Origin of the sequence: Eubacterium sp. OM08-24 (genome assembly GCF_003438075.1) — a bacterium.
In the GTDB taxonomy this organism is placed as follows: domain Bacteria; phylum Bacillota; class Clostridia; order Oscillospirales; family Acutalibacteraceae; genus Ruminococcoides.
Window position 1 is genome coordinate 463,856 of sequence record NZ_QSTA01000001.1, and the last position, 23,355, is coordinate 487,210.

General features: G+C 38.3%; 21 protein-coding genes, 4 tRNA genes, 1 other RNA gene and 2 pseudogenes. 10 read left to right on the top strand and 18 right to left on the bottom strand.

The features are described 5' to 3' along the window. Complete coding sequence (locus DXC23_RS02330) at positions 1-246, bottom strand: FeoA family protein (protein ID WP_117704590.1); 246 nt, start codon at positions 244-246, stop codon at positions 1-3. A gap of 192 nt (positions 247-438) precedes the next feature. On the opposite strand from DXC23_RS02330, the gene DXC23_RS02335 reads away from it, so the two are divergent. Genes DXC23_RS02335 through DXC23_RS02345 form a run of 3 tightly spaced genes read left to right on the top strand, consistent with a single transcriptional unit; the run spans position 439 to position 3,212 of the window. Continuing rightward, on the top strand, positions 439-1,140 hold the full coding sequence (locus tag DXC23_RS02335) for an N-acetylmuramoyl-L-alanine amidase (protein WP_117704591.1): 702 nt from the start codon (positions 439-441) through the stop codon (positions 1,138-1,140). 12 nt (positions 1,141-1,152) lie between these two features. Beyond that, entirely contained in the window at positions 1,153-2,517 is a 1,365-nt protein-coding gene (gene radA / locus DXC23_RS02340) for a DNA repair protein RadA (protein WP_117704592.1), read from the top strand. Then, positions 2,514-3,212, top strand: coding sequence for a DUF6873 family GME fold protein (locus DXC23_RS02345; RefSeq protein WP_117704593.1), 699 nt, complete (start codon positions 2,514-2,516; stop codon positions 3,210-3,212). Before radA ends, DXC23_RS02345 begins: the two co-directional genes overlap by 4 nt. 209 nt (positions 3,213-3,421) lie before the next feature. Here the strand turns inward: DXC23_RS02345 and DXC23_RS02350 are convergent, their stop codons facing one another. Further along, positions 3,422-4,429, bottom strand: a complete 1,008-nt coding sequence (locus DXC23_RS02350; protein WP_117704594.1) for a tyrosine recombinase XerC — start codon at positions 4,427-4,429, stop codon at positions 3,422-3,424. Positions 4,430-4,946: 517 nt separating this feature from the next. Between DXC23_RS02350 and DXC23_RS02355 the strand changes: the two genes are divergently transcribed. Continuing rightward, on the top strand, positions 4,947-5,378 hold the full coding sequence (locus DXC23_RS02355; RefSeq protein ID WP_117704595.1) for a hypothetical protein: 432 nt from the start codon (positions 4,947-4,949) through the stop codon (positions 5,376-5,378). A gap of 104 nt (positions 5,379-5,482) precedes the next feature. On the opposite strand, the pseudogene DXC23_RS02360 reads toward DXC23_RS02355, so the two are convergent. The 8 genes and pseudogenes from DXC23_RS02360 to DXC23_RS02395 form a co-directional block, all read right to left on the bottom strand. Continuing rightward, positions 5,483-5,734: pseudogene (locus DXC23_RS02360) on the bottom strand (IS3 family transposase); the annotation flags it as partial. A gap of 85 nt (positions 5,735-5,819) precedes the next feature. Further along, positions 5,820-5,909: transfer RNA gene (locus DXC23_RS02365), tRNA-Ser, on the bottom strand. 42 nt (positions 5,910-5,951) lie between these two features. Then, positions 5,952-6,040 (bottom strand) — tRNA-Ser (locus DXC23_RS02370). A 132-nt stretch (positions 6,041-6,172) separates the two neighbouring features. After that, a tRNA-Ser gene (locus DXC23_RS02375) sits at positions 6,173-6,261 on the bottom strand. 94 nt (positions 6,262-6,355) lie between these two features. Next, on the bottom strand, positions 6,356-6,982 hold the full coding sequence (locus tag DXC23_RS02380) for an epoxyqueuosine reductase QueH (protein WP_117704596.1): 627 nt from the start codon (positions 6,980-6,982) through the stop codon (positions 6,356-6,358). A 9-nt stretch (positions 6,983-6,991) separates the two neighbouring features. Further along, complete coding sequence (locus tag DXC23_RS02385) at positions 6,992-7,651, bottom strand: HAD hydrolase-like protein (RefSeq protein WP_117704597.1); 660 nt, start codon at positions 7,649-7,651, stop codon at positions 6,992-6,994. A gap of 1 nt (position 7,652) precedes the next feature. Further along, positions 7,653-8,243 carry a cyclase family protein gene (locus DXC23_RS02390; RefSeq protein ID WP_158552405.1) on the bottom strand — a complete coding sequence of 197 codons (591 nt, stop codon included), beginning with the start codon at positions 8,241-8,243 and terminating at the stop codon, positions 7,653-7,655. Positions 8,244-8,360: 117 nt separating this feature from the next. After that, positions 8,361-9,533, bottom strand: a complete 1,173-nt coding sequence (locus tag DXC23_RS02395) for a malic enzyme-like NAD(P)-binding protein (RefSeq protein ID WP_117704599.1) — start codon at positions 9,531-9,533, stop codon at positions 8,361-8,363. 119 nt (positions 9,534-9,652) lie between these two features. Between DXC23_RS02395 and rnpB the strand changes: the two genes are divergently transcribed. Next, positions 9,653-10,001, top strand: an RNA gene (rnpB, locus tag DXC23_RS02400) — RNase P RNA component class A. A gap of 291 nt (positions 10,002-10,292) precedes the next feature. Here the strand turns inward: rnpB and DXC23_RS02405 are convergent. Beyond that, positions 10,293-11,195 (bottom strand): cache domain-containing protein, encoded by a 903-nt coding sequence (locus DXC23_RS02405; protein ID WP_117704600.1) that lies wholly within the window; start codon positions 11,193-11,195, stop codon positions 10,293-10,295. 528 nt (positions 11,196-11,723) lie between these two features. Beyond that, on the bottom strand, positions 11,724-12,083 hold the full coding sequence (locus DXC23_RS02410; protein WP_117704601.1) for a helix-turn-helix domain-containing protein: 360 nt from the start codon (positions 12,081-12,083) through the stop codon (positions 11,724-11,726). A gap of 131 nt (positions 12,084-12,214) precedes the next feature. Here DXC23_RS02410 and DXC23_RS12350 point away from each other — a divergent pair, with 131 nt between their 5' ends. Continuing rightward, positions 12,215-12,388: a hypothetical protein gene (locus DXC23_RS12350; protein WP_158552406.1), complete on the top strand. Its 174-nt coding sequence runs from the start codon at positions 12,215-12,217 to the stop codon at positions 12,386-12,388. Between the two features lie 138 nt (positions 12,389-12,526). Here DXC23_RS12350 and DXC23_RS02415 read toward each other — a convergent pair whose 3' ends face one another. Further along, on the bottom strand, positions 12,527-13,882 hold the full coding sequence (locus tag DXC23_RS02415; RefSeq protein ID WP_117704602.1) for a sodium-dependent transporter: 1,356 nt from the start codon (positions 13,880-13,882) through the stop codon (positions 12,527-12,529). Positions 13,883-14,084: 202 nt separating this feature from the next. Here DXC23_RS02415 and DXC23_RS02420 point away from each other — a divergent pair, with 202 nt between their 5' ends. After that, on the top strand, positions 14,085-14,822 hold the full coding sequence (locus tag DXC23_RS02420; RefSeq protein WP_117704603.1) for a hypothetical protein: 738 nt from the start codon (positions 14,085-14,087) through the stop codon (positions 14,820-14,822). Further along, positions 14,815-16,104, top strand: coding sequence for an Mbeg1-like protein (locus tag DXC23_RS02425; protein ID WP_117704604.1), 1,290 nt, complete (start codon positions 14,815-14,817; stop codon positions 16,102-16,104). The genes DXC23_RS02420 and DXC23_RS02425 overlap by 8 nt, the downstream gene beginning before the upstream one ends. Positions 16,105-16,161: 57 nt before the next feature. Here DXC23_RS02425 and DXC23_RS02430 read toward each other — a convergent pair. From DXC23_RS02430 to feoB, 3 genes and pseudogenes are all read right to left on the bottom strand, one after another. Further along, positions 16,162-16,371 (bottom strand): annotated as a pseudogene (locus DXC23_RS02430) (flavodoxin); the annotation flags it as partial. Positions 16,372-16,524: 153 nt separating this feature from the next. After that, positions 16,525-16,665, bottom strand: a complete 141-nt coding sequence (locus DXC23_RS02435; protein ID WP_117704606.1) for a FeoB-associated Cys-rich membrane protein — start codon at positions 16,663-16,665, stop codon at positions 16,525-16,527. Between the two features lie 12 nt (positions 16,666-16,677). After that, positions 16,678-19,062, bottom strand: coding sequence for a ferrous iron transport protein B (gene feoB, locus DXC23_RS02440; protein WP_117704607.1), 2,385 nt, complete (start codon positions 19,060-19,062; stop codon positions 16,678-16,680). A gap of 179 nt (positions 19,063-19,241) precedes the next feature. Here feoB and DXC23_RS02445 point away from each other — a divergent pair, with 179 nt between their 5' ends. Both DXC23_RS02445 and DXC23_RS02450 read left to right on the top strand, forming a co-directional pair. Further along, entirely contained in the window at positions 19,242-20,612 is a 1,371-nt protein-coding gene (locus DXC23_RS02445; protein ID WP_117704608.1) for an MATE family efflux transporter, read from the top strand. A 302-nt stretch (positions 20,613-20,914) separates the two neighbouring features. Further along, positions 20,915-21,001, top strand: a tRNA-Leu gene (locus DXC23_RS02450). Positions 21,002-21,304: 303 nt separating this feature from the next. Here DXC23_RS02450 and DXC23_RS02455 read toward each other — a convergent pair. Continuing rightward, the gene (locus DXC23_RS02455) at positions 21,305-22,420 is read right to left on the bottom strand and encodes a linear amide C-N hydrolase (RefSeq protein WP_117704609.1); all 1,116 of its coding nucleotides are present in this window, start codon (positions 22,418-22,420) and stop codon (positions 21,305-21,307) included. Between the two features lie 261 nt (positions 22,421-22,681). After that, on the bottom strand, positions 22,682-23,308 hold the full coding sequence (gene upp / locus DXC23_RS02460) for a uracil phosphoribosyltransferase (protein WP_176781197.1): 627 nt from the start codon (positions 23,306-23,308) through the stop codon (positions 22,682-22,684). Positions 23,309-23,355: the final 47 nt, after the last annotated feature.

Consider the following 23,355-nt stretch of genomic DNA (forward strand, 5'->3'; position numbering starts at 1 on the left):
TTATGTGTAGCTTTGTGTAGGATGCACCGTAATTTTGGCGCAGTCGCTTTCTCTGAGCGCAATTACAGTGCCTTTTGACAGATACGCCCTCGGATCTCCGAACGGACTTTTTATAATCGGAATAATTTTTTCGCCCTCTGTTATGCCCATATCATTAATTCTGTTTTTTATGCCGTTTTCACACTCAATGCTGTCTATATAAGCCTCACAGTTCAGCGGAATTTTATTAAGAGTTGTTTTATTCATTACTTCACCCGAATTTTAAGCATAGCGCCGAAAGGTGAGCGCTATGCCTGCTTTTTTATTAATAACAGAGTATTCAGCTAAAAGTATATAGTTACAAATTTGCTTTTCTGCTTTTAAATTCAAATTTACTATGATATAATTGTTATAAGCAAGCCGTATTCTACATAAAAATTTTATGGGGTGTATGGCTTTATGAAAATTAAGAAAATTATTTACTTTTCAATATGTTTAGTTCTCATTTCGGCATTTGTTTGGCTGATAACTGCCGCATACTTTCGTTTGAATGTTATGACAAGCGAGGGCAATGTCGGCGATTGTAAGCACACGATTATTATTGACGCAGGTCATGGTGGTGAGGACGGCGGAGCTGTTTACGGCAATGTGGTGGAAAAGGATATTAATTTGCAGATTTCCGCAAAGCTATCCGATATGCTCACACTCTTCGGCTACAAAACCGAGCAGGTAAGAACTGAGGATAAATCTGTTTATACTCAGGGTGATAATATCAGACAACGCAAGGTTTCCGATATGAAAAACCGCCTTTCTATGTTTAATTCAAGCACCGACAATGTTGTAATCAGTATTCATCAGAATAAATTTACCGAAAGCAAATACAGCGGAACGCAGATTTTCTATTCGCCAAACAATCCGCAGAGTGCAGACCTCGCCGAAAGCATTAGACAGTCTGTGGTAACATTACTTCAGCCTGAAAACGAAAGAGAGTGTAAAAAGGCGGATAAAAGCATTTATCTCTTAAAAAATGCAACTGTGCCTGCTGTGATTTGCGAGTGCGGTTTTATCTCTAACGAAAGCGAATGTGCAAAACTGCAAGACAATACCTATCAGCAAAAAATGGCTTATTCAATAGCTGTGGGATTTATGAATGTTTATTAAAGGAAGTTTAATATGGCAAAAATCAAAAGTGTATATATATGCTCGCAATGCGGTTACGAATCGCCTAAATGGTACGGAAAATGTCCTACCTGCGGCGAGTGGAATACTATGGAGGAAGAAATCAAGGAGAGCGTAAAGACCGCTCCTGCCGTAAAAAGAAAGGTAACTTCGGCTGTTTCTGCTCCGTATTCAATTACTGAAATCACTACCGAAAACGAACACCGTTACGATACAGGCTGCGGCGAGCTGAACCGAGTGCTTGGCGGCGGAATTGTAAAAGGAAGTCTTATTTTACTTGGCGGTGACCCCGGTATAGGCAAATCAACCGTACTTTTGCAAATATGCCAATATCTCGGCAATTCTATGAAAGTATTATATGTGTCGGGCGAGGAATCGCAAAGACAGCTAAAGCTGAGAGCAAACCGACTCGGCGTAAATTCTCCTAATCTGTATGTAATGACCGAAACAGATGTAGAAATTGTTTGTGAACAGATAAGAGCCGAAAAGCCCGACATTGTAATGATTGACTCAATTCAGACAATGAATCTTACCGAGTTAAGCTCGTCACCCGGCAGTGTAACGCAGGTAAGAGAGTCGACAAACTGCCTTATGCGCACCGCAAAGTCGCTTGATATTCCAATGTTTGTTGTAGGTCATGTAAACAAAGAGGGTTCAATCGCAGGCCCTAAGGTGCTTGAACATATTGTAGATACCGTATTGCATTTTGAGGGCGACAAGCAGATGTCTTGCAGAATTTTGCGAGCTGTTAAAAACAGATATGGCTCAACCAACGAAATCGGTGTGTTTGAAATGACCGATACAGGACTTGTAGAAGTGCCAAATCCATCTGTAATGCTGCTTTCAGGCAGACCAAAGGGAGTGTCGGGTACTTGTGTAACCTGCACTATTGAGGGTTCTCGACCAATTCTTGCCGAGGTGCAGGGACTTGCAACTCAGAGCGGCTACGGCAACGCTCGCAGAATGGCAACAGGCTTTGACTACAACAGACTTTCACTTTTGCTTGCCGTACTTGAAAAAAGGGCAGGGTACTATTTTTCTAATAACGATGCGTACATAAACATTGTCGGCGGTTTGAGAATAGACGAGCCTGCCATTGACCTTGCGGTTGCAATGGCGCTTATCAGCAGTCTTAAAGATGTACCGATTGCCGAAAATGTTGTTGTATTTGGCGAAATCGGACTTGCAGGTGAAATCAGAGCGGTTTCTCAGGCACAACTCAGAGTAAACGAGGCGGTAAGGCTCGGATTTACAAAAATTATTTTGCCGTATCACAACATAAAGGCTGTAAAATGTGATGGGGCAGAGCTTGTCGGCGTAAAAAATATAAGACAGGCTTTTGAGGCTGTCAGCATATGAGTTATGTTGTTATGTCGGACGAATATCCAAAGCTATGCAGTGCGATTGAAAGTTACGGATATAATATAATTTCCTCTGATAAAATTTTAAAATTCAATACTCCGGAGCAAAGGCATATTGATATGCAGTTGCTAATGATAGAAAATAACATTTTTTTATTACGGGAATGTATATCGTTAAGAAAAAACCTTGAGAATAAAGGATACAATATAATTCCTTGTGAGAATAATATTAAAGGCAAATATCCCGATTGTGTAGCGCTGAATTGCCTGTATTTGGACGGAAAATTATACGGCAGGGAAGATGTTATAGATATTTCCGTAAAAAATTATTGCAAGAAAAACAGCATTGAAATTGTTAATGTAAAGCAAGGCTACACTCGATGCTCTACGGCTGTTATATGCAAAAGCAGCGCAATTACAGCCGACAACACAATTTATAATGCTCTGACAAAAAGCGGAGTTGATGTGCTGAAGATTGAAAGCGGAAATATAAGACTTGACGGGTACGATTACGGATTTATCGGCGGCGCTTGCACAATGCTTGATAAAGACACTTTGGCGTTTTTCGGTGATATAAAAACACACCCGAATTTCCGAGAAATCGAGAAGTTTTGTATAATTCATAATGTAAAAATTATTAATTTAATAGAAAATGCACCGCTTATAGATATAGGCGGTGCATTGAGAATATAAATGACTTTGTATAACAAGGTCATTTTTTTACTTCTGCCACTACTGCGTCATCAATAAACCAAGTGCCGAGTCTCATAGGAAAGCCGTTCGTACACGCATTTATCAATATTTGTGATTAAATACTGTCTAAAGGAATAATATTACTATAAATAACGGTGAAAATAATATTTTATTTTCAATAATTAAGGAAAATAATATTAATCGACAATTTAATTTTTTTCGCCGTTTTCTGTTTTCTTGTTTGCCTTTGGCTTAACATTTGATAACGGATTTTTTTCGGCGGCATTTTTCATTTGCTCGGAGCTTAGGTGGGTGTAAATCTCGGTTGTGCCAAGGTTTTCGTGACCGAGTACATCTTTAAGCACTCGTATGTCAACTCCGCCGTACTGATACATAAGCGTTGCGGCAGTGTGCCTGAGCTTATGACAGGAATATCCCTGAGCATTAAGTCCGATTTTTTCAAGATATTTATACACCATAGCCTGAATGGTTTTAACACTCATTCTGCGGTGGTTTCGGCTGATAAACAGTGCATACTTGTCTTTGACACCGTCAACAGGTCGCACACGCATATAGTTTTGAATAGCAGATACGCAGGCAGAATTGAGATAAATAACTCGTTCTTTGTTGCCTTTGCCGACAACCCTCAGGGTGTTGTCCTGACGAATATCAGTATAATTTAAAGATGCCATTTCAGACACACGCAATCCGCAATTTAAAAACAGGGTTAATATGCAATAATCACGCTCTTTATAATCGCCGTCAACGGCATTTAGCAGTTCAAGACTTTGCTCAAGTGTAAGATATTTTGGCAAAGCTTTTTTCTTTTTCGGAACTTCAAGCTGTTCGACGGGATTTGTGCTTAAAGCGCATTTTTTAGTAGTCAGATAATTAAAATAGCCTTTAAGACTTGAGCATTTGCGAGCTCGTGTAACATTTTGATTGTTGCGCTCACGCTGAATATAATTCATAAATTCGTATGCGTCATTGAGCGTAACGGTTTTCACAAGCTCAAGATCTACATCGGCTATTGAAATACTTTCAAATTCCGCATCCTCAGGCACAAGTCCACGCTGTAACTTTATAAATCTGAAAAATGTACGCAAATCTATGTAGTATTCATCAACGGTCTTTTGAGATTTACCTTTGACCGTCTGCATATAAAATAAGTAATCCTTGATGATCTGCGGTGCGTCATCAATAAAAGAAACTCCCATGTGCCATTTACTCCTCGCCTCAACTATACAAAATATGCCTTTTGTATAGTTGACTATATCTTAATTCAAGGGTAGAGTTGGATTGAAATGCCTCTACCTTTCTGAGTGATTATTATAAAAGATTATTACAACCTGCTAATGCAATTTGCTTAATTAAAATATTTATCATATTAATTTTATTTCAGCCTGCAATTATAAAATTATAATTAAATCTATGGTTGATTAAATTATTTTTCTTTTTACAAATTTGCAATCAATAAAACATTTTACTTTACGGTATATAATTTCGGTTTTAATATCTAAAATGAAATTAAATTAAATAGTATGAATTATTACTTACTCTTTATTATATCATATGGCATATAAAATGCCAAATAATTTTAATTATTGAATTTTTGCAAATAAATAAAATTATTTAAATTCAACTAATATTATTGACATCAAACAAAAAAACAGTATAATAATTTTAGACAAACATTATTAATTTGAAACAAAATAATTAAATGAGTTGATTTTTATGTATGTGGACTTAATTTTATATTTAATACCTTTTTGTTTTGCAGTTCTGTTTTTGCAGACTTTCATTAAGGTTTTATTAGCAAGATGTGTGAACAAAATCATATATAAAGAAAAAATAATTGATAAAGAAATTAGAAATAAATTTTACCGCAATTGCTTAATTGCCTATCTCTTAGCTTTATTTGGTGGAGTAATTTATATTGTTATACAACTATTGATTGATAGCTCATCAGATTTTTCAAGCGTTTTGAATCAAAATATTTTTAATTTTAGTATTATTTTAATTGCTACACCGTTAATCTGTTTGTTTTTTGATTGTTTCACTATATTCAGAAATTCAGAGCTTACTAAAACACAAAAAATTATCACTTTGATTATTTTTGTTTTTGTAACGATTCCGTTTCCGCTTTTGGTTTGTTCAACTGTATAAAATCTCTTAGATGCCTAATATAAGATTTATAACAAAAACAAGCGACAGTTATATTGAAATGACCCCATAAAGAAAGCGACTAAGAGAGATCTTGGTCGCTTTTGTTATGCAGCTTTGTGTCTGTAATCTACAGGAGATAGTCCATCAAGCTTAAGCTTGATACGCTTGTTGTTGTACCATTCTATATATTCCGTAAGTTCCGAGATAAAATGCTCAACGGACATAAATTCTTGCAGATACAGCAATTCTGTTTTTAATAAACCGAAAAAGTTTTCAGCACAAGCGTTGTCAAGACAGTTGCCCTTTCGTGACATACTTTGCCTGATACCCTTGTCCGCAAGCATTTTCTGATAACGCTTATTTAGATAATTAGTAAAAATGTGGACATAATCCTACAAAAGACAAAAAATAAGAACCGCAACAATAGTTACGGTTCTTATTTGGCGGAGGACAAGGGATTTGAACCCTCGCGCCGCGTTAGCGACCTACTCCCTTAGCAGGGGAGCCTCTTAACCACTTGAGTAATCCTCCGTGTAGTTAAACTACAAAAAATTATTTAAAAAATTAAATAAATGGCGGAGAGAAAGGGATTCGAACCCTTGGTCCCTTGCGGGATCACTAGTTTTCAAGACTAGCTCCTTAAACCACTCGGACATCTCTCCATATAAGCTGTTATCACAACTCAACGATATTTATTATATCACTTTGTGATACATTTGTCAACAGTTATCTTAAAATTTTATATAAATTTATTTTAACTGTTATATAAAGCGATAAGAAAATCGGCAATCAAGTGGCGGAGAGAAAGGGATTCGAACCCTTGGTCCCTTGCGGGATCACTAGTTTTCAAGACTAGCTCCTTAAACCACTCGGACATCTCTCCGTATTGCCGATTATCTTACGCAACGATATATTTTATACCATTTTTTCAGCCGTTTGTCAAGTTTATTTTGAAAATTTTTCAAAATTTCGCAAAATTACTCGTTTTCCGCTGCTTTTCTCTTAGAGAATACGCATCCGCAGTAGTTTTGACGATACAAATTGTGTTCTGCCGAAAGCACAATAGAGCGTTTGTATCCCTCTTTTTTCTTGAAATCACTGCTCAGCCATTTAACATTATAAATTTCTGCAAAGTGCTCTCCTATACTGTTAAGAAGTCCAGCGTTTTTCAGCGGACTTATTGTTAAAGTGGTTGTAAAGTAATCGAAATTCATTTTCCGAGCAATACGGGCTGATTTTTCGAGGCGGAGTTCAAAGCATTTTTTGCACCTTTCCCCTCCCTCGGGTTCGTTTTCAAGACCTTTTACGGCAGAAAAATATTCTAAAGGAGAATATTCGCCCTCAATAATGCTTACAGGATATTTAAAATTCATTTCTGAAATAAAACGCTTTTCCTCGTTTAATCTATGCTCGTATTCCTCTTTTTCGGAAATATTGGGATTGTAAAAGAAAACCGTAATTTTAAAATACTGTGACAGATATTCAAGACAATAGCTCGAGCATGGTGCGCAACAGGCGTGCAAAAGCAAGGTAGGCACTGTGTTTGTCTTTTCAAGATTTGAGATTATTCCGTCAAGAATTTTCTGATAATTTACCTTGTTCATCGCTCGTCCTTATTTCTGTGCCAAAATCATATTCAAAAGTTCGTCGGCGGTTGCGGCAACCTGTGGTGCGCCTGCGTCCATAAGCTCTTTTCTTCCACGAAATCCCCACTCTACACCGAGCATATTTACTCCTGCATTGTTGGCTGTGAAAACATCTACATCGCTGTCGCCAATATAAATGCACTCGCTCTGCTTTACATTGTGCTTGCTTAAAATAGCGTTCAGAGCCTCGCCGTCAGGCTTGCACTTGTATTCTTTTTTATTTCCCCAAGCCTCTGTGAATTTATGATTCGGAAACACCTTTGAAAGAATAGCGCCTACAAATTCGTCAGGCTTGTTTGAGAGTACGGCGGTCATAATGCCGTTTTTGTCGAGCTGTTCCAAAAGCTCGGTGCAGCCCTTGTATTCAGCTGTATGGTCGTTGCTGTGAGCGCCGTAGTAAGTGTTAAATCCGTTCATAACCGTATCAAAAAGTGCCTTATCTTCGCTTTTCTCGCCCATAGCTCTTTTTACAAGCATTTCTCTGCCGTTGCCCACAAAGTGGTTATAATTTTCCATCGGCTGAACAGGAAGTCCTGCCTTTTTAAGTCCCTCATTGGTGGCAATACCAAGGTCAACAAGGGAATTTACAAGTGTGCCGTCCAAATCAAATACTACCATTTTTACCATATTAAAGACCTCTTTCTTGTTCAAACAAAATCGCACGACAAGGCGCAGCCTCAAGACCGCCGAGCTTTATAGGAAATGCAAAAAGCTCGTAGTCGCCGTCTGAAATATCGGATAAATCAAGATTTTCTAAAATTGCAATGCCTGCCTCGGCAAGAATTTTATGTGTTTCGTTTTCGTCAAATTCGGGTGCGATTGACTGTGCGTCAGTGCCAATCATTGCCACATCGCTGTCGGCAAGAACCCTTGCGGCAAAGGCGGTTACAAAGGCTTTGCCGTTGCCATGCAAAAGCAGCTTTTTGCGGCTGTGTGCAAGAATTTTATCCATATCCTCGCCTGTAAGAATACCGCTTACGGAAACCACCGTACATTTGCCCGTAAAAGTGTTTAAACGCATTTTTGATATAGGACTGCCATCATCAGAAAAATGCAGCGGTGAGTCAATATGAGTGCCTGTGTGGGTGCTGATACTTATGGCAGACAAATTATAGTCATCGCCGTTTTTAATGCTTTTAACTTTTGTTACCTCGGTTTTCGGATCTCCGTCAAACACCTTGCAGGTGAGAGTATCTCTTGAAATATCATGAATTATCAAGCTATGCACCAACTTTTTGTCTTAATACATCTATTATACTATATAATTACAAAAAATTCAAATACAAAAGGGACTGTCTTGCGACAGCCCCGTAAAATTATAAAATATTTAAAAATATCAGATTCTTGCAACGCCTGTTTCGATAGCTGCTTTCTTAACAGCCTCAGCAACAGTCTTGCCGATTCTCTTATCAAAAGCCTCAGGAAGAATGTAGTCTGCATTAAGTTCACTGTCGCTTACGAGGGAAGCAATAGCAAATGATGCGGCAACTTTCATTTCTTCGTTAATGTCGCTTGCACGGCAGTCGAGAGCACCTCTGAAAATGCCTGGGAAAGCGAGTACATTGTTAATCTGATTTGGAAAGTCACTTCTGCCTGTACCTACAACGGCAGCGCCTGCTTTCTTGGCAAGGTCAGGCATAATCTCAGGGGTCGGGTTAGCCATAGCAAAGAGGATTGGGTCTTTAGCCATAGATGCAACCATTTCTTCGCTTACGCAGCCTGCGGCTGAAATACCGAGAAATACATCTGCGCCTTTCATAGCGTCAGCAAGTGAGCCTGTCATATGCTCAAGGTTTGTAATCTCTGCCATTTCACGCTTAACGGCATTAAGTCTTTCGTCACCCTTGCAGATGATACCTTTACTGTCGCAAAGTATAATGTTCTTAACGCCCATATTGAGGAGGTGCTTGGCAATGGCAATGCCTGCTGCGCCTGCGCCGTTCATAACCACCTTAATATCCTCAAACTTTTTGCCAACGAGCTTTAAAGCATTGATAAGTCCTGCGGCAACGATAACTGCTGTACCGTGCTGGTCATCGTGGAAAATCGGAATGTCGCACTTTTCTTTGAGCTTTCTTTCAATTTCAAAGCAGCGAGGTGCTGCAATGTCCTCAAGGTTGATACCGCCGAATGAACCGCTGATAAGGTAAATTGCATTTACGATTTCGTCAACATCTTTACTTCTTACGCAAATAGGAAAAGCGTCTACATCGCCAAACTCTTTAAAGAGTGCGCATTTTCCCTCCATAACAGGCATACCTGCCTCGGGGCCGATGTCGCCAAGACCTAAAACAGCTGTGCCGTCTGTTACAACAGCAACGAGATTGTTTCTTCTTGTAAGCTCAAAAGACTTGTTGTAGTCTTTCTGAATTTCAAGGCAAGGCTCGGCAACGCCCGGTGTATATGCAAGAGATAAATCCTCAGCATTAGTAATAGGAACTCGTGAAACTACCTCGATTTTACCGTTCCACTCGTAATGCTTTTCGAGTGATTTCTGTCTGATGTCCATTATAAACTCTCCTTTGTTACAAATCTTTATTTATTATAAACTGAAAAAGCGGATATATCAAGCTATTTTATGAAAATTTAAGTTGACATTTTGCAAAAAATCATATAGTATTATAGATATGAGTGTATTGAACAGCTGCGGGAAATTGCCGAAAGGCGTTTTGCGAGGAAAGTCCGGGCTTCATAGAGCAAAAATAACGGCTAACGGCCGCCGGAGGCGACTCCAGGGATAGTGCAACAGAAAATTACCGCCACATTTTTGTGGTAAGGATGGAAAGGCGAGGTAAGAGCTCACCGGAGATAGCGAGAGTTATCTGCCGTGTAAACCCTATTTGAAGCAACACCGTGGTAGGACATTATACGCTTGCTCGGCGTGTCCTTAGGAGGTGGCATTGAGCAGTTCCGGCAACGGGCTGCCAAGATAGATGGCTGTTCACGACAGAACCCGGCTTACAGATACAGTCATATTTTTTAAAGACTACTGCTTTTGCAGTGGTTTTTATTTTTTGCTTTTTAAAGGGCAGGTGAAAGTGTATTCTCTTACCTGCTTTTTGCGTTCTGTTCTGAATGTTAGCATTAGTAAATTATGATTTAGCGGAATAAATTGGAAAAGCAATTATAAAAGTTTGGTCGACCTTTTCAAAGGTCGTGAGTGTGGGCAAAGCCCACAAATACTTTCCGTTTATGCAATTTAAGCAAAAAGCAAGTAGAAGCATTAAACTTCCACTTGCTTTTTTACCGTGTATTTTATTGAAATAACTTACTTAATCTCTTCTTTAACCTTTGATACGGCTGAAAAAACCACAATGGCAAGTACAATCATAACCGCAAATGCAATGGCAGGAACAACTGCGCCGTAAATGTAGTTAAATCCGCTGTCCTCTTTTACAGTACCGCTGATTACAGTGTAGCCCTCAACATTTTCAGCGCTGAGTGTATATTTGTTATCGTTTACTGTAAGTGTAAAGTCCTTTGCTTTAAGCATTGAATCCGTAACGCCGAGGCTTGAAAGCTCATTAGCACCGTCAAGGTCAAAACTTGAGCTTACGATTTTGCCGTCTTTGGCAATAATTGTGTCGCCCTTACACTCGTCTGCAAGTTTTTCGCCAGTAACAGCTGTATATGTGTCTGTGTCAATATCAATAATTACGATACCGCCAACCGAACGGGTTACGCAAGCCATTACATTGTAAACACCGCTCTCGCCCTCTACGGCTTTAGGCTCTGAAGTTGTTTTGTAGGTAATGCCCTTTAAAACTGTTTTAAAATCCTTTGTGTTGTCAAAGTCATAAATGCTCTTGCCAACCTTTTCCTGCTCGGTTGCATTGATGATGTTGCCGTCAGGATCTGTTACGATAAAATTGTTAAGACCGAGGCTTTTGGAAATTGTTTCCCCTGCCTCAGGAGTAGTAAGCTCGTTTACGCATTCAGATACGATGTTTGCCTTTGCAAAAAGTCCGTCTGAATAAGCGTACTCGTTATATGCTTCATTGTTTACAAACTCAGTAACAACGCTTTTTGCGTCTTTTAAATATCTTGTGTTGCCTGTGCTTTGGTTTGATGTGAGCGCAACGCAAATTACCGAAGTAGCTGCCATTACAACAGCAATAACAACTGCTATAATAACCGCAACGCTCTTTTTAACTGTCTTAGAATTGTTCATAATTTTCTTCCTTTCTAAATACCTTAACTTAATAATAGCATTTTATTTATGCCAATGCAAGCAAACATTGTGAAATAATTAACTACTGCATATAAATTGACAATAAATGAACATCTGATTTCATTGTATACAGGGTATTTGAATAATTTTTAACCTTTTTGGCTAAATTGACAATTTACCTGATAATTTGCTTTTATTCAAAAATCATAGCAAAATACAATAATTATCTTTGTAAAATATTTTGCAAAATTTTCTGCGTTGTGCTAATATTCAAGTATAAATAAACACAAATTTATTTCGCTTTTTTGAAAATCAGAGATTTTTATAAAGAAAAATATTTTCTTGTATAAGCAATTTTTAACAATTCAAAATTCACTCACAAACGGCTGCCGCTCAGGAGTGTTTAATTAGTATTTTTAAATTATTCTTGTTTATTTAGTTTTATTAGGGTTCAGAAAATGAAGCAGAGCGGTGCAAAAAATTAATCGGTGTTACTCAATATTTTAAGCACCTTACTTCATTAATTTTTTAAGGCTGAGCGTTCCTCTTTGTAAAGTAATCTACAAGGTTTTCTCTTGCAAAGCCTTCGCTGTAAAGGTTTGGATTCAGTTCATAAATAAACGAAGTATTCTGCGCCTTTCCGAATTTGCTTGCACAAAAACCACCCGATTTTGTTATAATTTCTCTGTCCTCAAGTTTTCGTATGCTTTTTCTTACTGTATTGTCAGACATTGAGCAGGCGGTTGCAATGGTGTGTACCGACGGAAAACACACTCCCGTATCGTCACTGCAACGCACAAGATAGCTGAGTACAGACAGCTCTGACGGAGTAAGCATAAGGCAAAACACCTCGTTTGGTAAAGTAAAAAAGTTTTTTATATTTTTCATAATATCACCTCAACTATACGGCGTAAACCAGAAAAATTGCGCTAATTAGTGCAATTCATTTTAACAAAGATAAATAATTACAACAATAAGAAAGCAAATAACAATATTATTTAATGTAAAGGAATGATTTTATGGGCTTTTTTGATGATTTATTCGGCGGCTTTTTCGACTTTAACGGCGACGGCAAAACAGATGTTGGTGAGCAGTTTATAGCTCTCAATATGATGGGTGCATTCGACGATGACGAGGACAACAAAGACAGCGCTTTTGATGATGATTTTGATGACATTGATGATGATTTTTAAAATTAAACAGCATTATAAACAGCACATCCCATACTGCATTTTAGCGGTATGGGATGTGTTATGCTTTTTAAAGAGGACAAATCCCCATACCAACAATGCAGTATGGGGATTTTTAAGAAAGGACTATAAAAGTAGTTGTCATTTAATAAATCCTTGCACAAGTACAATTAGTACAAGTACAGGAAGTACAAATTGGAAATAAGGCTTTAAAAATCTTGAAAATTTCATACCCTTGCCCGTATTACTTTCGGCAAGGTAATTGTCAAAGCCCCAACCGAATTTTGTAACGCAGAACAGCAGATAAATAAGCGAGCCGACAGGCAACAAAATATTGCTTACAAGGAAGTCCTCCATACCGAGAACATTCTGACCAAACAGCTCAAAACCGCTCCAAATATTAAATCCGAACACACAAGGCAAACTTGCTATAAGAATAATAACCGCATTTATGACTACCGACTTCTTACGGCTGATGCCGAACATATCAATGCAGAACGAAATGATATTCTCAAAAACGGCAATGATTGTTGAGAAACAGGCAAATGTCATAAAGAGGAAGAACAGCGTGCCCCAAATTCTACCGCCCGCCATATTTACAAAGACATTCGGCAGAGTAATAAATATGAGTGCAGGGCCTTGGTCAGGCTCAACTCCGTAAGAGAAACACGCAGGAAAAATAATAAGTCCCGCCATAATTGCCACAAAAGTATCGAGTGCACAGATTTTCACGGACTCGCCCGGAAGAGTATTGTCCTTTGACATATAACTTCCGAAAATTTCCATAGCCGCAATGCCGAGGCTCAAAGTAAAGAAACTCTGATTCATAGCGGCGGAAACAATGTTGCCGATACCTATTTCGGATACTTTTTCAAAATCGGGAACAAGATAAAACTTAAGTCCCTCGCCTGCACCGCTAAGCAAAATGCTGTTTACGGCAAGTGCGAGAATGAGCACAAGCAAAGCAATCATCATAACCTTGCTCACCTTTTCTATTCCCTTTTGAATACCTCTGCTGCACACCAAAAAGCCGAGTATGGTAATAATAGCCATCCATATAACCATTTCAATCGGGTTTGACTGCAACTGAGAGAATACACCGCTGACTTGCTCAGAGGTCATTCCGCTTTCAAAAGTGCCTGTTGCAAATTTGTAAAAATAGCTTGTCATCCACCCTGAAACGGTTGTGTAGTACATCATCAGCAGATAACAGCCAAGCATACAGAACCAACCGTGAATATGCCATTTGCTTTTTGGTTTTTCAAGTTTTTTGTAGCCGAGTACGGCGCTTTTTCGGCTTGCTCTGCCCACTGCAAGTTCCATTGTCAATACGGGAATACCCATAAGAACGAGAAAAATAAGATAGAGCAAAACAAAAAGACCGCCGCCGTTTTCACCTGCAACATACGGGAATCGCCATACATTGCCGATGCCGATTGCGCAGCCTGCACTTACGAGAATAAATCCCAGCCGTGACTTAAAACTTTCTCTTTCCATAGAAACTCTCCTAAAACAAACTGTTGCCATTATACAAAAATTCAATATATCTTGTCAAGTATAATGTTTAATAATTATTTATTTTTGTAAAACTATAATCTATGTAATTGTTGATACTTAATTTTGCTTTGTTGACTTTTGTCTTTAAAAATGATAAAATACTTTTGATTTACAAGAGATAAAAATATTCTCGGAGGCAGATATGAAAAAAACAAAGCTGATATGCCTTTTATTAACTGCAATTTTATTGATGACCGGAGTGTGCGGGTGTATGAATTTAAACTTTTCCGAAAGGCAAGCTAAACTTGAAGAAATGAAAAGTTATGCTGAAAATAAATATAATATGAATTTTGATGTAGTGGACTTTACATTTGCAAAAGATGAAACTTACAGAAATATTTTAAGACTTACGGACGGAAAAATTGATTTTTATGTGTATAACAGTGCCAATAGAAAGAACAGTGATAAAATATACGATGATTACAGCAGGGCGATTATTAGTGATAGAGTAGTTGATTTTATAAAAAGTAAATTTAATACATCAAGTTATAACATTGATGTATATGCCGGTATTTTAATTTATGGCGATAAATCTTTAAGCTATGATTACGCTGTTAATACTGATGCCGATAATTTACTGAAAAGCAATAAGATTTTTGACGCAACAATTATTGTCAAAACAGACAAGAAAATCACCGAAATAAAAGATTCGATTTTTGAGATATATAACTTAATATGCTCGTATTCACCGGAACACATTAATTTAGAAGTTATACAGACAGTTGGAGATACTGATGATATTGACCAAACTTTAAAATGCATAATAGGAACTTATAATGACGATTGGTCGTCTTATAACTGCGTTAAATCTTATTTGAAAGTTGAAAATTTTGGTATCACTTCATCTGATGAACTTGTAAAGGAGATTAAGAATGTCTGATTTATCAAAGCTCAATGATAAACAATCACTATTGCTTACGCAGTTATCATATTATAGTGATATATTGCCGGAACAATATGAGCATAAAAGTATAAAAGAAATATATGATTTTGAAAAAGCAGATGTTGCTGATGAAGATTTAATTAATTGTTTAGAAACATTGTGTGATAATGGACTTGGCGATTTACAAATACAATCCACAGGTAATAATTGGCTTACCGGATTTGGTGCTGTATCTTTTACGGATAGCAAAGGTAATACCGGAATATCTTATCGTGGTACAGACGGAATATCTATTAAAAGTGTCAATGATTGGAGTGATAATATTGTAGCATTAGGGTATGGTACCTCTATTCAATCGTATGAGGCAGAATTATTCTTCTCAAAAAATATGAATTCATCAGGCAATAATTTTCTCTTTGGTCATTCTAAAGGTGGCGAACTTTCCGAATCTGTATATGTGAATCATTATAGTGAAATAAAAGGAGTGCATTTACTGAATCCGCAACCTCTGAATCCTTACTCACTTGCACCAGATCAAGTGATTGCTATGCAATCAGAAAAATTAGACATAGTAGTAAATGAGGAGGATTATGTATGGTTTTTGGGGACTCTACCTACACATAATATGAGAATTGCAAAGAAAAAAGATGGAGAAAATCCTCATTTGTTTAGTGCAGTACAATTTAAAGAAAATGGTGATATTGAACCCGGTACACCGGCTTGGTGGGAATTTCCAAGTTATCTTGTTATTAAAAACTTTACTATGACTTTTCAGTTTGCTTTTTCTCCTGTTGGTGCATTATACAATTCAAATATGAGAGTAATTAATTTTTTAACTAAAGGAGATAAAAATAAGGCTTATGAGTACATTAAATCAATTAAAACAAGTGTGCTGTCATTTGGGAATGAATTGCTTGATTTTGTGAATGCCTTAAGTGAGTTTCTTATGCAGACAATTGCAAGAGTTGAGAAACTCTACAATAAAAGTCAAAATGTAAAAGCACATACTTCTGAAAGCTGTTCAACAGAAATAAAGGTAGATACATATGAGTTGCGTAAATGCGCTGAAAGGTTAAGCAGAGTAAGACAAAGAGTAAATGCGTTGAATAATGATATTGAGAATTTATATCGTGCAACAGGTTTAAAAGATTTATATCTGCTCATTCAAAGTGGTGTGATTTCAAAACAGGATTACAAACTGTTGCAATGCATTTCTTATTTTAATGATACAGCAGAAGATTTTGATAATGCTGAGCGTGAGATTTCTTATCAGATATAAAAAGCAAGCGGAGTTAAAATTTCCGCTTGCTTTTGCTTTTATCTATCATAACTTTATCGGAGCAACATACCACCAAATAGGAAATCCTAAGAAAATAGTATCGTAATCCGCAAGGCTGTTCTTGTTTGTCCAGTCGAGGTCGGCTCTTGTGTAAGGCGTCTGCGGCTTGATTTCAAACAAGTCAGCGCCTGTTGCCTTTGCAAGTTTTTCTGCCATTGCCTTAGTGTTACCGCTTGACGAAAAATATGCTATTAACTTTTTCATTATAATCAACCTTTCAAAGAAATTCAGCTTGTATTTAAACAGTATTTATATTATACACCTTTGTTTTACAAATGTCTAATGCCTATTTCAAATTGCTTGCTATGCCATTTGGTAATCACAAAAAAGCAAGGCGGAAATTAAACCGCCTTGCTTAAATTATTTTTTATTGCATTTTAGCGTGCAGGCTGAGCAATTACCGCCACACTTTGAAATCATCTTATCCTTTTTAGCTTTTCTTACGGCGAGAATAACCAAAAGAGCTACAATTACTAAAATTATAATACTCGGTATATCCATATTCGCCCTCCGTTAAGCCAGGCCAAAGGCAAGACCGACTGCGTGAATAAGAAAGGCCACACACCATGCGATTGCGCACTGAATAATAACAGTTGCGACAGCCGCCTTAGTACCGCCCATTTCTCGCTTTACGGTTGCAATAGCGGCAACGCAAGGAGTGTAAAGCAAAGTAAATACAAGGAATACAGCGGCGGTAAAAGGAGTAAACAATGTACTTACAAGCTCGGCATTTCCGCCCATAAGTACAGTAAGTGTAGACACAACGCTTTCTTTTGCGGTAAAGCCTGTAATGAGAGCTGTTGATACTCGCCAATCGCCAAATCCGAGCGGAGCAAAAATAGGAGCAACCAAGCTGCCAATCATTGCAAGCAGGCTCTGTTCGGGTGATTCGGCAACATTAAATTTTGCGTCAAAGGTCTGCAAAAACCAAATTATAATTGACGCTACAAAAATAATTGTAAATGCCTTTTCTATAAATCCCTTTGCCTTTTCCCAAATGAGATGCACAACGCTCTTTGCCGATGGAAGTCGGTAATTAGGCAGCTCCATTACAAACGGAACAGGCTCGCCCTTGAACTTTGTGCTTTTTAAAATCAAAGCATAAATAATGGCACAAATAATGCCGAATATGTATAGTCCCACCATTACAAGCGCCTGATACTGCCTTGGGAAAAATACGCTTATAATCAGCGAATAAATCGGCAGTTTTGCACTGCAACTCATAAACGGAGTGAGCAGGATTGTCATTTTTCTATCTCTTTCGCTTGAGAGTGTTCGTGTTGACATAATTGCAGGAACAGAACAGCCAAAGCCTATAAGCATTGGCACAAAACTTCTGCCCGACAGTCCTATTTTTCTTAACAGCTTATCCATTACAAAGGCAACCCTTGCCATATAACCTGTATCCTCAAGAATAGACAAAAAGAAAAACAGAGTTACGATTGTAGGCAAAAAGCTGATTACACTGCCCACACCGTTGCATATGCCGTCTACCACAAGCGAATGCACAACAGGGTTAATCTGTACGGCAGTGAGTGCGTTGTCTATAAGCGATATAACAGAATCTACGCCTAAACTCATAAGGTCAGAGAGCCATGCGCCCACAAGGTTAAAGGTCATAGCGAATATGAGTGCCATAATTGCAATAAAGCAAGGAATAGCGGTATATTTGCCCGTAAGCAATCGGTCAATTTTCATACTTCGCTTATGCTCTTTGCTTTCGTGCGGACGGACAACTGTTTTTTGACACATTTTTTCTATAAAGCTGAATCGCATATTTGAAATGGCGGCCTCTCGGTCAAGTCCCGTTTCATCTTCCATTACGGATACAATGTGCTCAAATGCCTGCTTTTTGTCATCGGTCAGGTTAAGCAGCTTTTCAATAGGCACATCGTTTTCTATCAGTTTTGTTGCGGCAAATCGCAGCGGCAGTCCCGATTGCTTTGCCTCAGGCTCTATCATATGCACTACGGCGTGTATGCAGCGGTGAACCGCTCCGACAGGGTCTTTTTTATCTACACTGTCTGTGCAAAAATCTATTCGCCCCGGCTTTTCCATAAATCTTGCCACATGAAGTGCGTGACTTACAAGCTCGTCTATACCCTCATTTTTTACGGCTGAAATAGGAATAACAGGTATTCCGAGAATTTGCTCAAGCTCGTTTACTCTGATACTTCCGCCGTTTTCTCGCACCTCATCCATCATATTCAGCGCAAGCACCATAGGAATACCAAGTTCCATAAGCTGCATAGTAAGGCATAGATTTCGCTCAAGGTTTGAGGCGTCTACAATATTTATAATTCCGCTCGGCTTATCTTTTATCAAGAAATCTCGTGTAACTATTTCTTCGCTCGAATACGGCGACAATGAGTAAATACCCGGCAAGTCGGTAACTGTTGCCTCGGGGTGATTTTTAATTGTGCCGTCTTTTCTGTCTACGGTAACACCCGGAAAATTGCCCACATGCTGATTAGCGCCCGTAAGCTGATTAAACAAAGTGGTTTTGCCGCAGTTTTGGTTTCCTGCAAGCGCAAATGTAAGTTTGCTGTCTTTCGGCAGTGCTTTGCTTTCATCGTGAATATGATAATCGTTTGCCTCGCCAAGCTCGCCTACTCGTGGATGCGGAATAGATTTATGCCTTTGCGGTTTGCTGTCGGCAACAACTTTTCGTTCGTGTATGTTTTCAATTTCAATTTTCTTAGCCTCATCAAGTCGGAGCGTAAGCTCATAGCCTCTCACTTCAATTTGAATCGGATCGCCCATCGGCGCTATTTTCTGCAAAGTAATTTCAGTGCCGGGTGTAAGTCCCATATCAAGCAAATGGTGTCTTAATGCTCCGTCACCGCCAACCCTTGTAATAAAAGCACTTTGTTTTGGCTTTAGTTTATCCATTTCCATAAATAATGCCACCCCTATAAATGCAAATGTTCATTTCATTTTTTCATTTCATAATTTTTCTTTCCTTATATTATAATAAACCTTATGTCTATATGCAACCATTTAACAGTTGAAAATTGTAAAAATTAGGAATATAATCTATATAGTATGAATTTATGTGAAACAAAAAGGTGGATTGAATGGAAAAAGAATTAAAAAAGCAAAAACTTGATATGCTCAACGGCAGTATATGGAACAAACTGCCTGTTTTTGCCCTGCCGATTGCGGCAACGGGAATACTCGAACAGCTTTTTAATGCGTCCGATATAGCAATAGTAGGCAACTTTGCACAAACCGACAAAACCGCAGCGGTAGCGGCAGTAGGAGCAAACAGTCCGATTATCGGTCTGATACTGAACTTATTTATCGGCATAGCGCTCGGCGCAAATGTAGTAATAGCAAACGCTGTCGGTCGAGATGACAAACAGACGGTGCAAAAAGCCGTGCACACTTCTATGGTAGTGTCGGTAATCGGCGGTGTATTGGTTGCGATAATCGGCGAACTTATAGCCGAGCCGTTGCTTACGGTGCTGAATGTACCCGACGATGTGCTTGAACTTGCACTGTTATACTTGAGAATATATTTTCTCGGAATGCCTGTCATACTGCTGTACAACTTTGAGGCGGCGATTTTCAGAAGTATAGGCGAAACCAAAATGCCGCTTATTGCGCTTACTCTGTCGGGAATTTTGAATGTACTGCTTAATCTCTTCTTCGTAATCGTACTTAAAATGTCGGTAAACGGAGTAGCAACCGCAACAGTGCTTGCAAATGTTGTGAGCGCAGGTATTCTTTATATAAAGCTCGTAAAAAGCGACAAATACATAAAAGTAGAATTTAAAAAATTAAGAATTGACGGAAAAGTCTTTGCGAAAATTATGCAGATAGGACTTCCCGCAGGCGTACAGAGTGCAGTGTTTGCCGTTGCGAATATTGTAATTCAGGGTGCGATAAACAGCCTTGGTACTACCGTAATAGCTGCCTCAAGTGCGGCATTCAACATAGAGATTATCGCTTACAATGTGATGAACTCGTTTAGTCAGGCTTGCACAACATTTGTCGGACAAAACTTTGGTGCAAATAAGATTGACCGTTGTAAAAAAACTCTTTTTCTTTGTCTTATCGAAGACGCAATTGCATCGGGAACGGCAATTTTTATAGTGCTTATAACAGGAAAATTTTTGCTGTCAATATTCAACAACAACCCCGAAGTAATAGAAATAGGCTATACAAGACTTGTAATTATTTTTATAGCTTACATATTCTCAATGCTGTATGAGGTAATGTCGGGATACTTAAGAGGATTCGGACTTTCGCTTGTGCCGGCAATACTCACTACCATAGGTGTGTGCGTGGTGCGAATAGTGTGGATAAACACTGTATTCCCAGCAAACCGAACCTTTGCTGCAATAATGACCGCCTACCCCGTCAGCCTTTCCACAACAGCAGTGCTGATATTCATAGCACTTATGATATACCGCCCGTCTAATAGGTTTGGAGAGAAAAAATAATAATATAAATCGGACTCAGCCTTTATCATTAAATAAATTTAGAGTGAGCAGGTATCAGCAAAAAATATTTATTAATTAATTGACAATTCCGCTAATATTTGTTATAATCATAATGTTATTAATTTATTTTATATGCAGGCATACTAACCTGTCACAAAAACAAAAATTAATAAATAAGCAGGTATGGCGGAATTTAAGTGAGCATCCAAATCTTTGATTTGGCTTTGCAAACTTATACAAAATCTATTTTAATAGATTTTGTAGGCAGACTAACCTGTCGCAAGAACAAAATTAATAAATAAGCAGGTATGGCGGAATTGGCAGACGCGTATGGTTCAGGTCCATATGAAAGCAATTTCATGCAGGTTCAAGTCCTGTTACCTGCACCACAAAGAGGTATTAGTACACATAAGTATTAATACCTCTTAAATTTTGTTGATTTTCTTTCAGGACTTGAAGACGAGCGTTAAGAAAACAGTCCGGTGGACTGTTTTTAGCGAGAGCGTTGATGATATTTTGACTATGAACAAGCCGCAATAGGCGAGGTAAAAAGTTTTTTCTAAAACAAAAGTATGTTACCTGCACCAAAAAAGGATATTAGTACATAAAAGTACTGATACCCTTTTAAGTTTATCCCCCCCTCATATGCCAAATGACATATGAGGGGGATTTTTAAATTTATAATATCTGATTTAATAATTCAAGTCATAGGAATAGATATCTTCCCAATTACGGCGGAGGACTATGTCGGCGGTCAGGGTTGTATCGTTATACACTATTGACCACTGTGTGTTGCTTGTGACATCTTCGGGATTTGGGAGCTGCGCTGCTGCTTTTAAGGCTTTCCATGCGGAATCTGTTGTGTAGTTAGTTTTTTCCTCTTCAAAAACAGCCTCAATTTTGTCATAACGCTCCTTGCCATGACCGTAAATGCCGTTCTTTTGGTTTGGCTGAACTTTATCAATATACATTCCGTAGAAATTAGTTATTGTGCGAATTGGTGTATCGGTTAGTTTTCTGTCGGCGCTGTTGCAATCGTACTCCACTACCCTGCCGTCACCGCTTGAATCTGTAATATAAAAATGATAATCTCTGCCGCTTGTTGCGAACATATCGTATTCGCCGAGCAAATCAACTGCCTCTTGCGTAGATGCGGCTTTGTCAAGCACAAGTCGGATTGCAAGAGTTGTGCCGATGGTTTGCTTGCCTGTATTCTGACGAGTAGGGTCACTGTCAAGGGTAAGAACTGCAATAGAAACGCCTTTTTCGTTCATTCCGTCAAGACAGATAAACGGCGCTGTAAGACAAGTGAGCTTTGATTTTATATTCTTGTCGGCAACATTAGCCTTAATATTATCGAGTGCAGCTGTTGCAACAGACTTGTAGCCGTCCTTTGGCGAACAATACACAAGCAAAGCCGAGGAATCATTTTTAAAATCATAGTTGCGCCCCATAAATACATCGCCGTTGCTCGCAGTCATTGTAAATGCACTGCACGCAAACTTGGGCGCTTTTATGCAGATAGGCAGAAATGGCAGGGATTCCCCGACAATAGCATTTACAAAACTTTGGTCATCGGTAATGCCCTTTTCAATGATGTTATCAAGGTTATAATCATATTTTACATTCATTTTATAAACATTGAAATCATCATAGTCTGTAACCTTTCTTATTGTAGATATTGTTTGAAATCTCGTAAAATAAATAGCAGTAAATACTCCGCCAAGCAGAATAATAAGTATGAGAATAATTGAAATGATTCGGACTAAAATTTTTTTGATGTTAGATTTTTTTACTGTGTTACTCATAAATGCCTCCTTGCTTGCATATGCAAACGCAGTTGTGCGATATTGCATTGTTATTTGTGTATCTTGTGCTATTATTGTAACATATAGTTTTATTAAAATCAACAGTTTTTTATAATTTATTGCAAGATTTTTAAACTAATTGGCATTTAATCATATTTATTTAATGCAGATAAGCAATTTTATATTGTAAATATCAATTCAAAACACAAAAAAGGAGTAGCCGTAATTACAGCTACTCCTTATAAATATTAGTTCAAAATATTATTTAGTACCAAAGATTCTGTCGCCTGCATCGCCAAGGCCCGGACGAATGTATGCGTTATCGTCAAGTTCACGATCGAGTGCTCCAACATAAAGCTGAATGTCGGGGTGTGCTTTCATAAGAGTTTCTACACCCTTTGGAGCTGCTATGATAGACATAAATTTAATCTTTTGGCCGCCATGCTTTTTAATGTAATCTACTGCTGCGACTGCCGAACCGCCTGTTGCGAGCATTGGGTCAACAACAACGATCTGACGCTGGTCTATCGGCTCAGGGAGTTTGCAGTAGTATTCGTGAGGCTCATGGGTAACAGGGTCACGATAAAGCCCGATGTGACCTACTCTTGCAGACGGAACGAGAGCGAGAATGCCGCCGACCATACCAAGACCTGCTCTAAGAATTGGCACAACAGCAAGTTTTTTGCCTGAAATTACAGGCTGTTTAGACTCCTCAAGCGGAGTTTTAATTGTAATTTCCTGAGTTTCAAGGTCAGAAAGAGCCTCGTAACCCATAAGCATAGCGATTTCCTCAACAAGTTTACGGAACTCGTTTGTTGAAGTGTTTTCTTTTCTGAGTAAAGTGATTTTGTGGCGAATAAGCGGATGTGTCATATATGAAACAGACATAATTTTCCTCCAAGTTTAAAATTATTTTATTAACTTTATATATAATA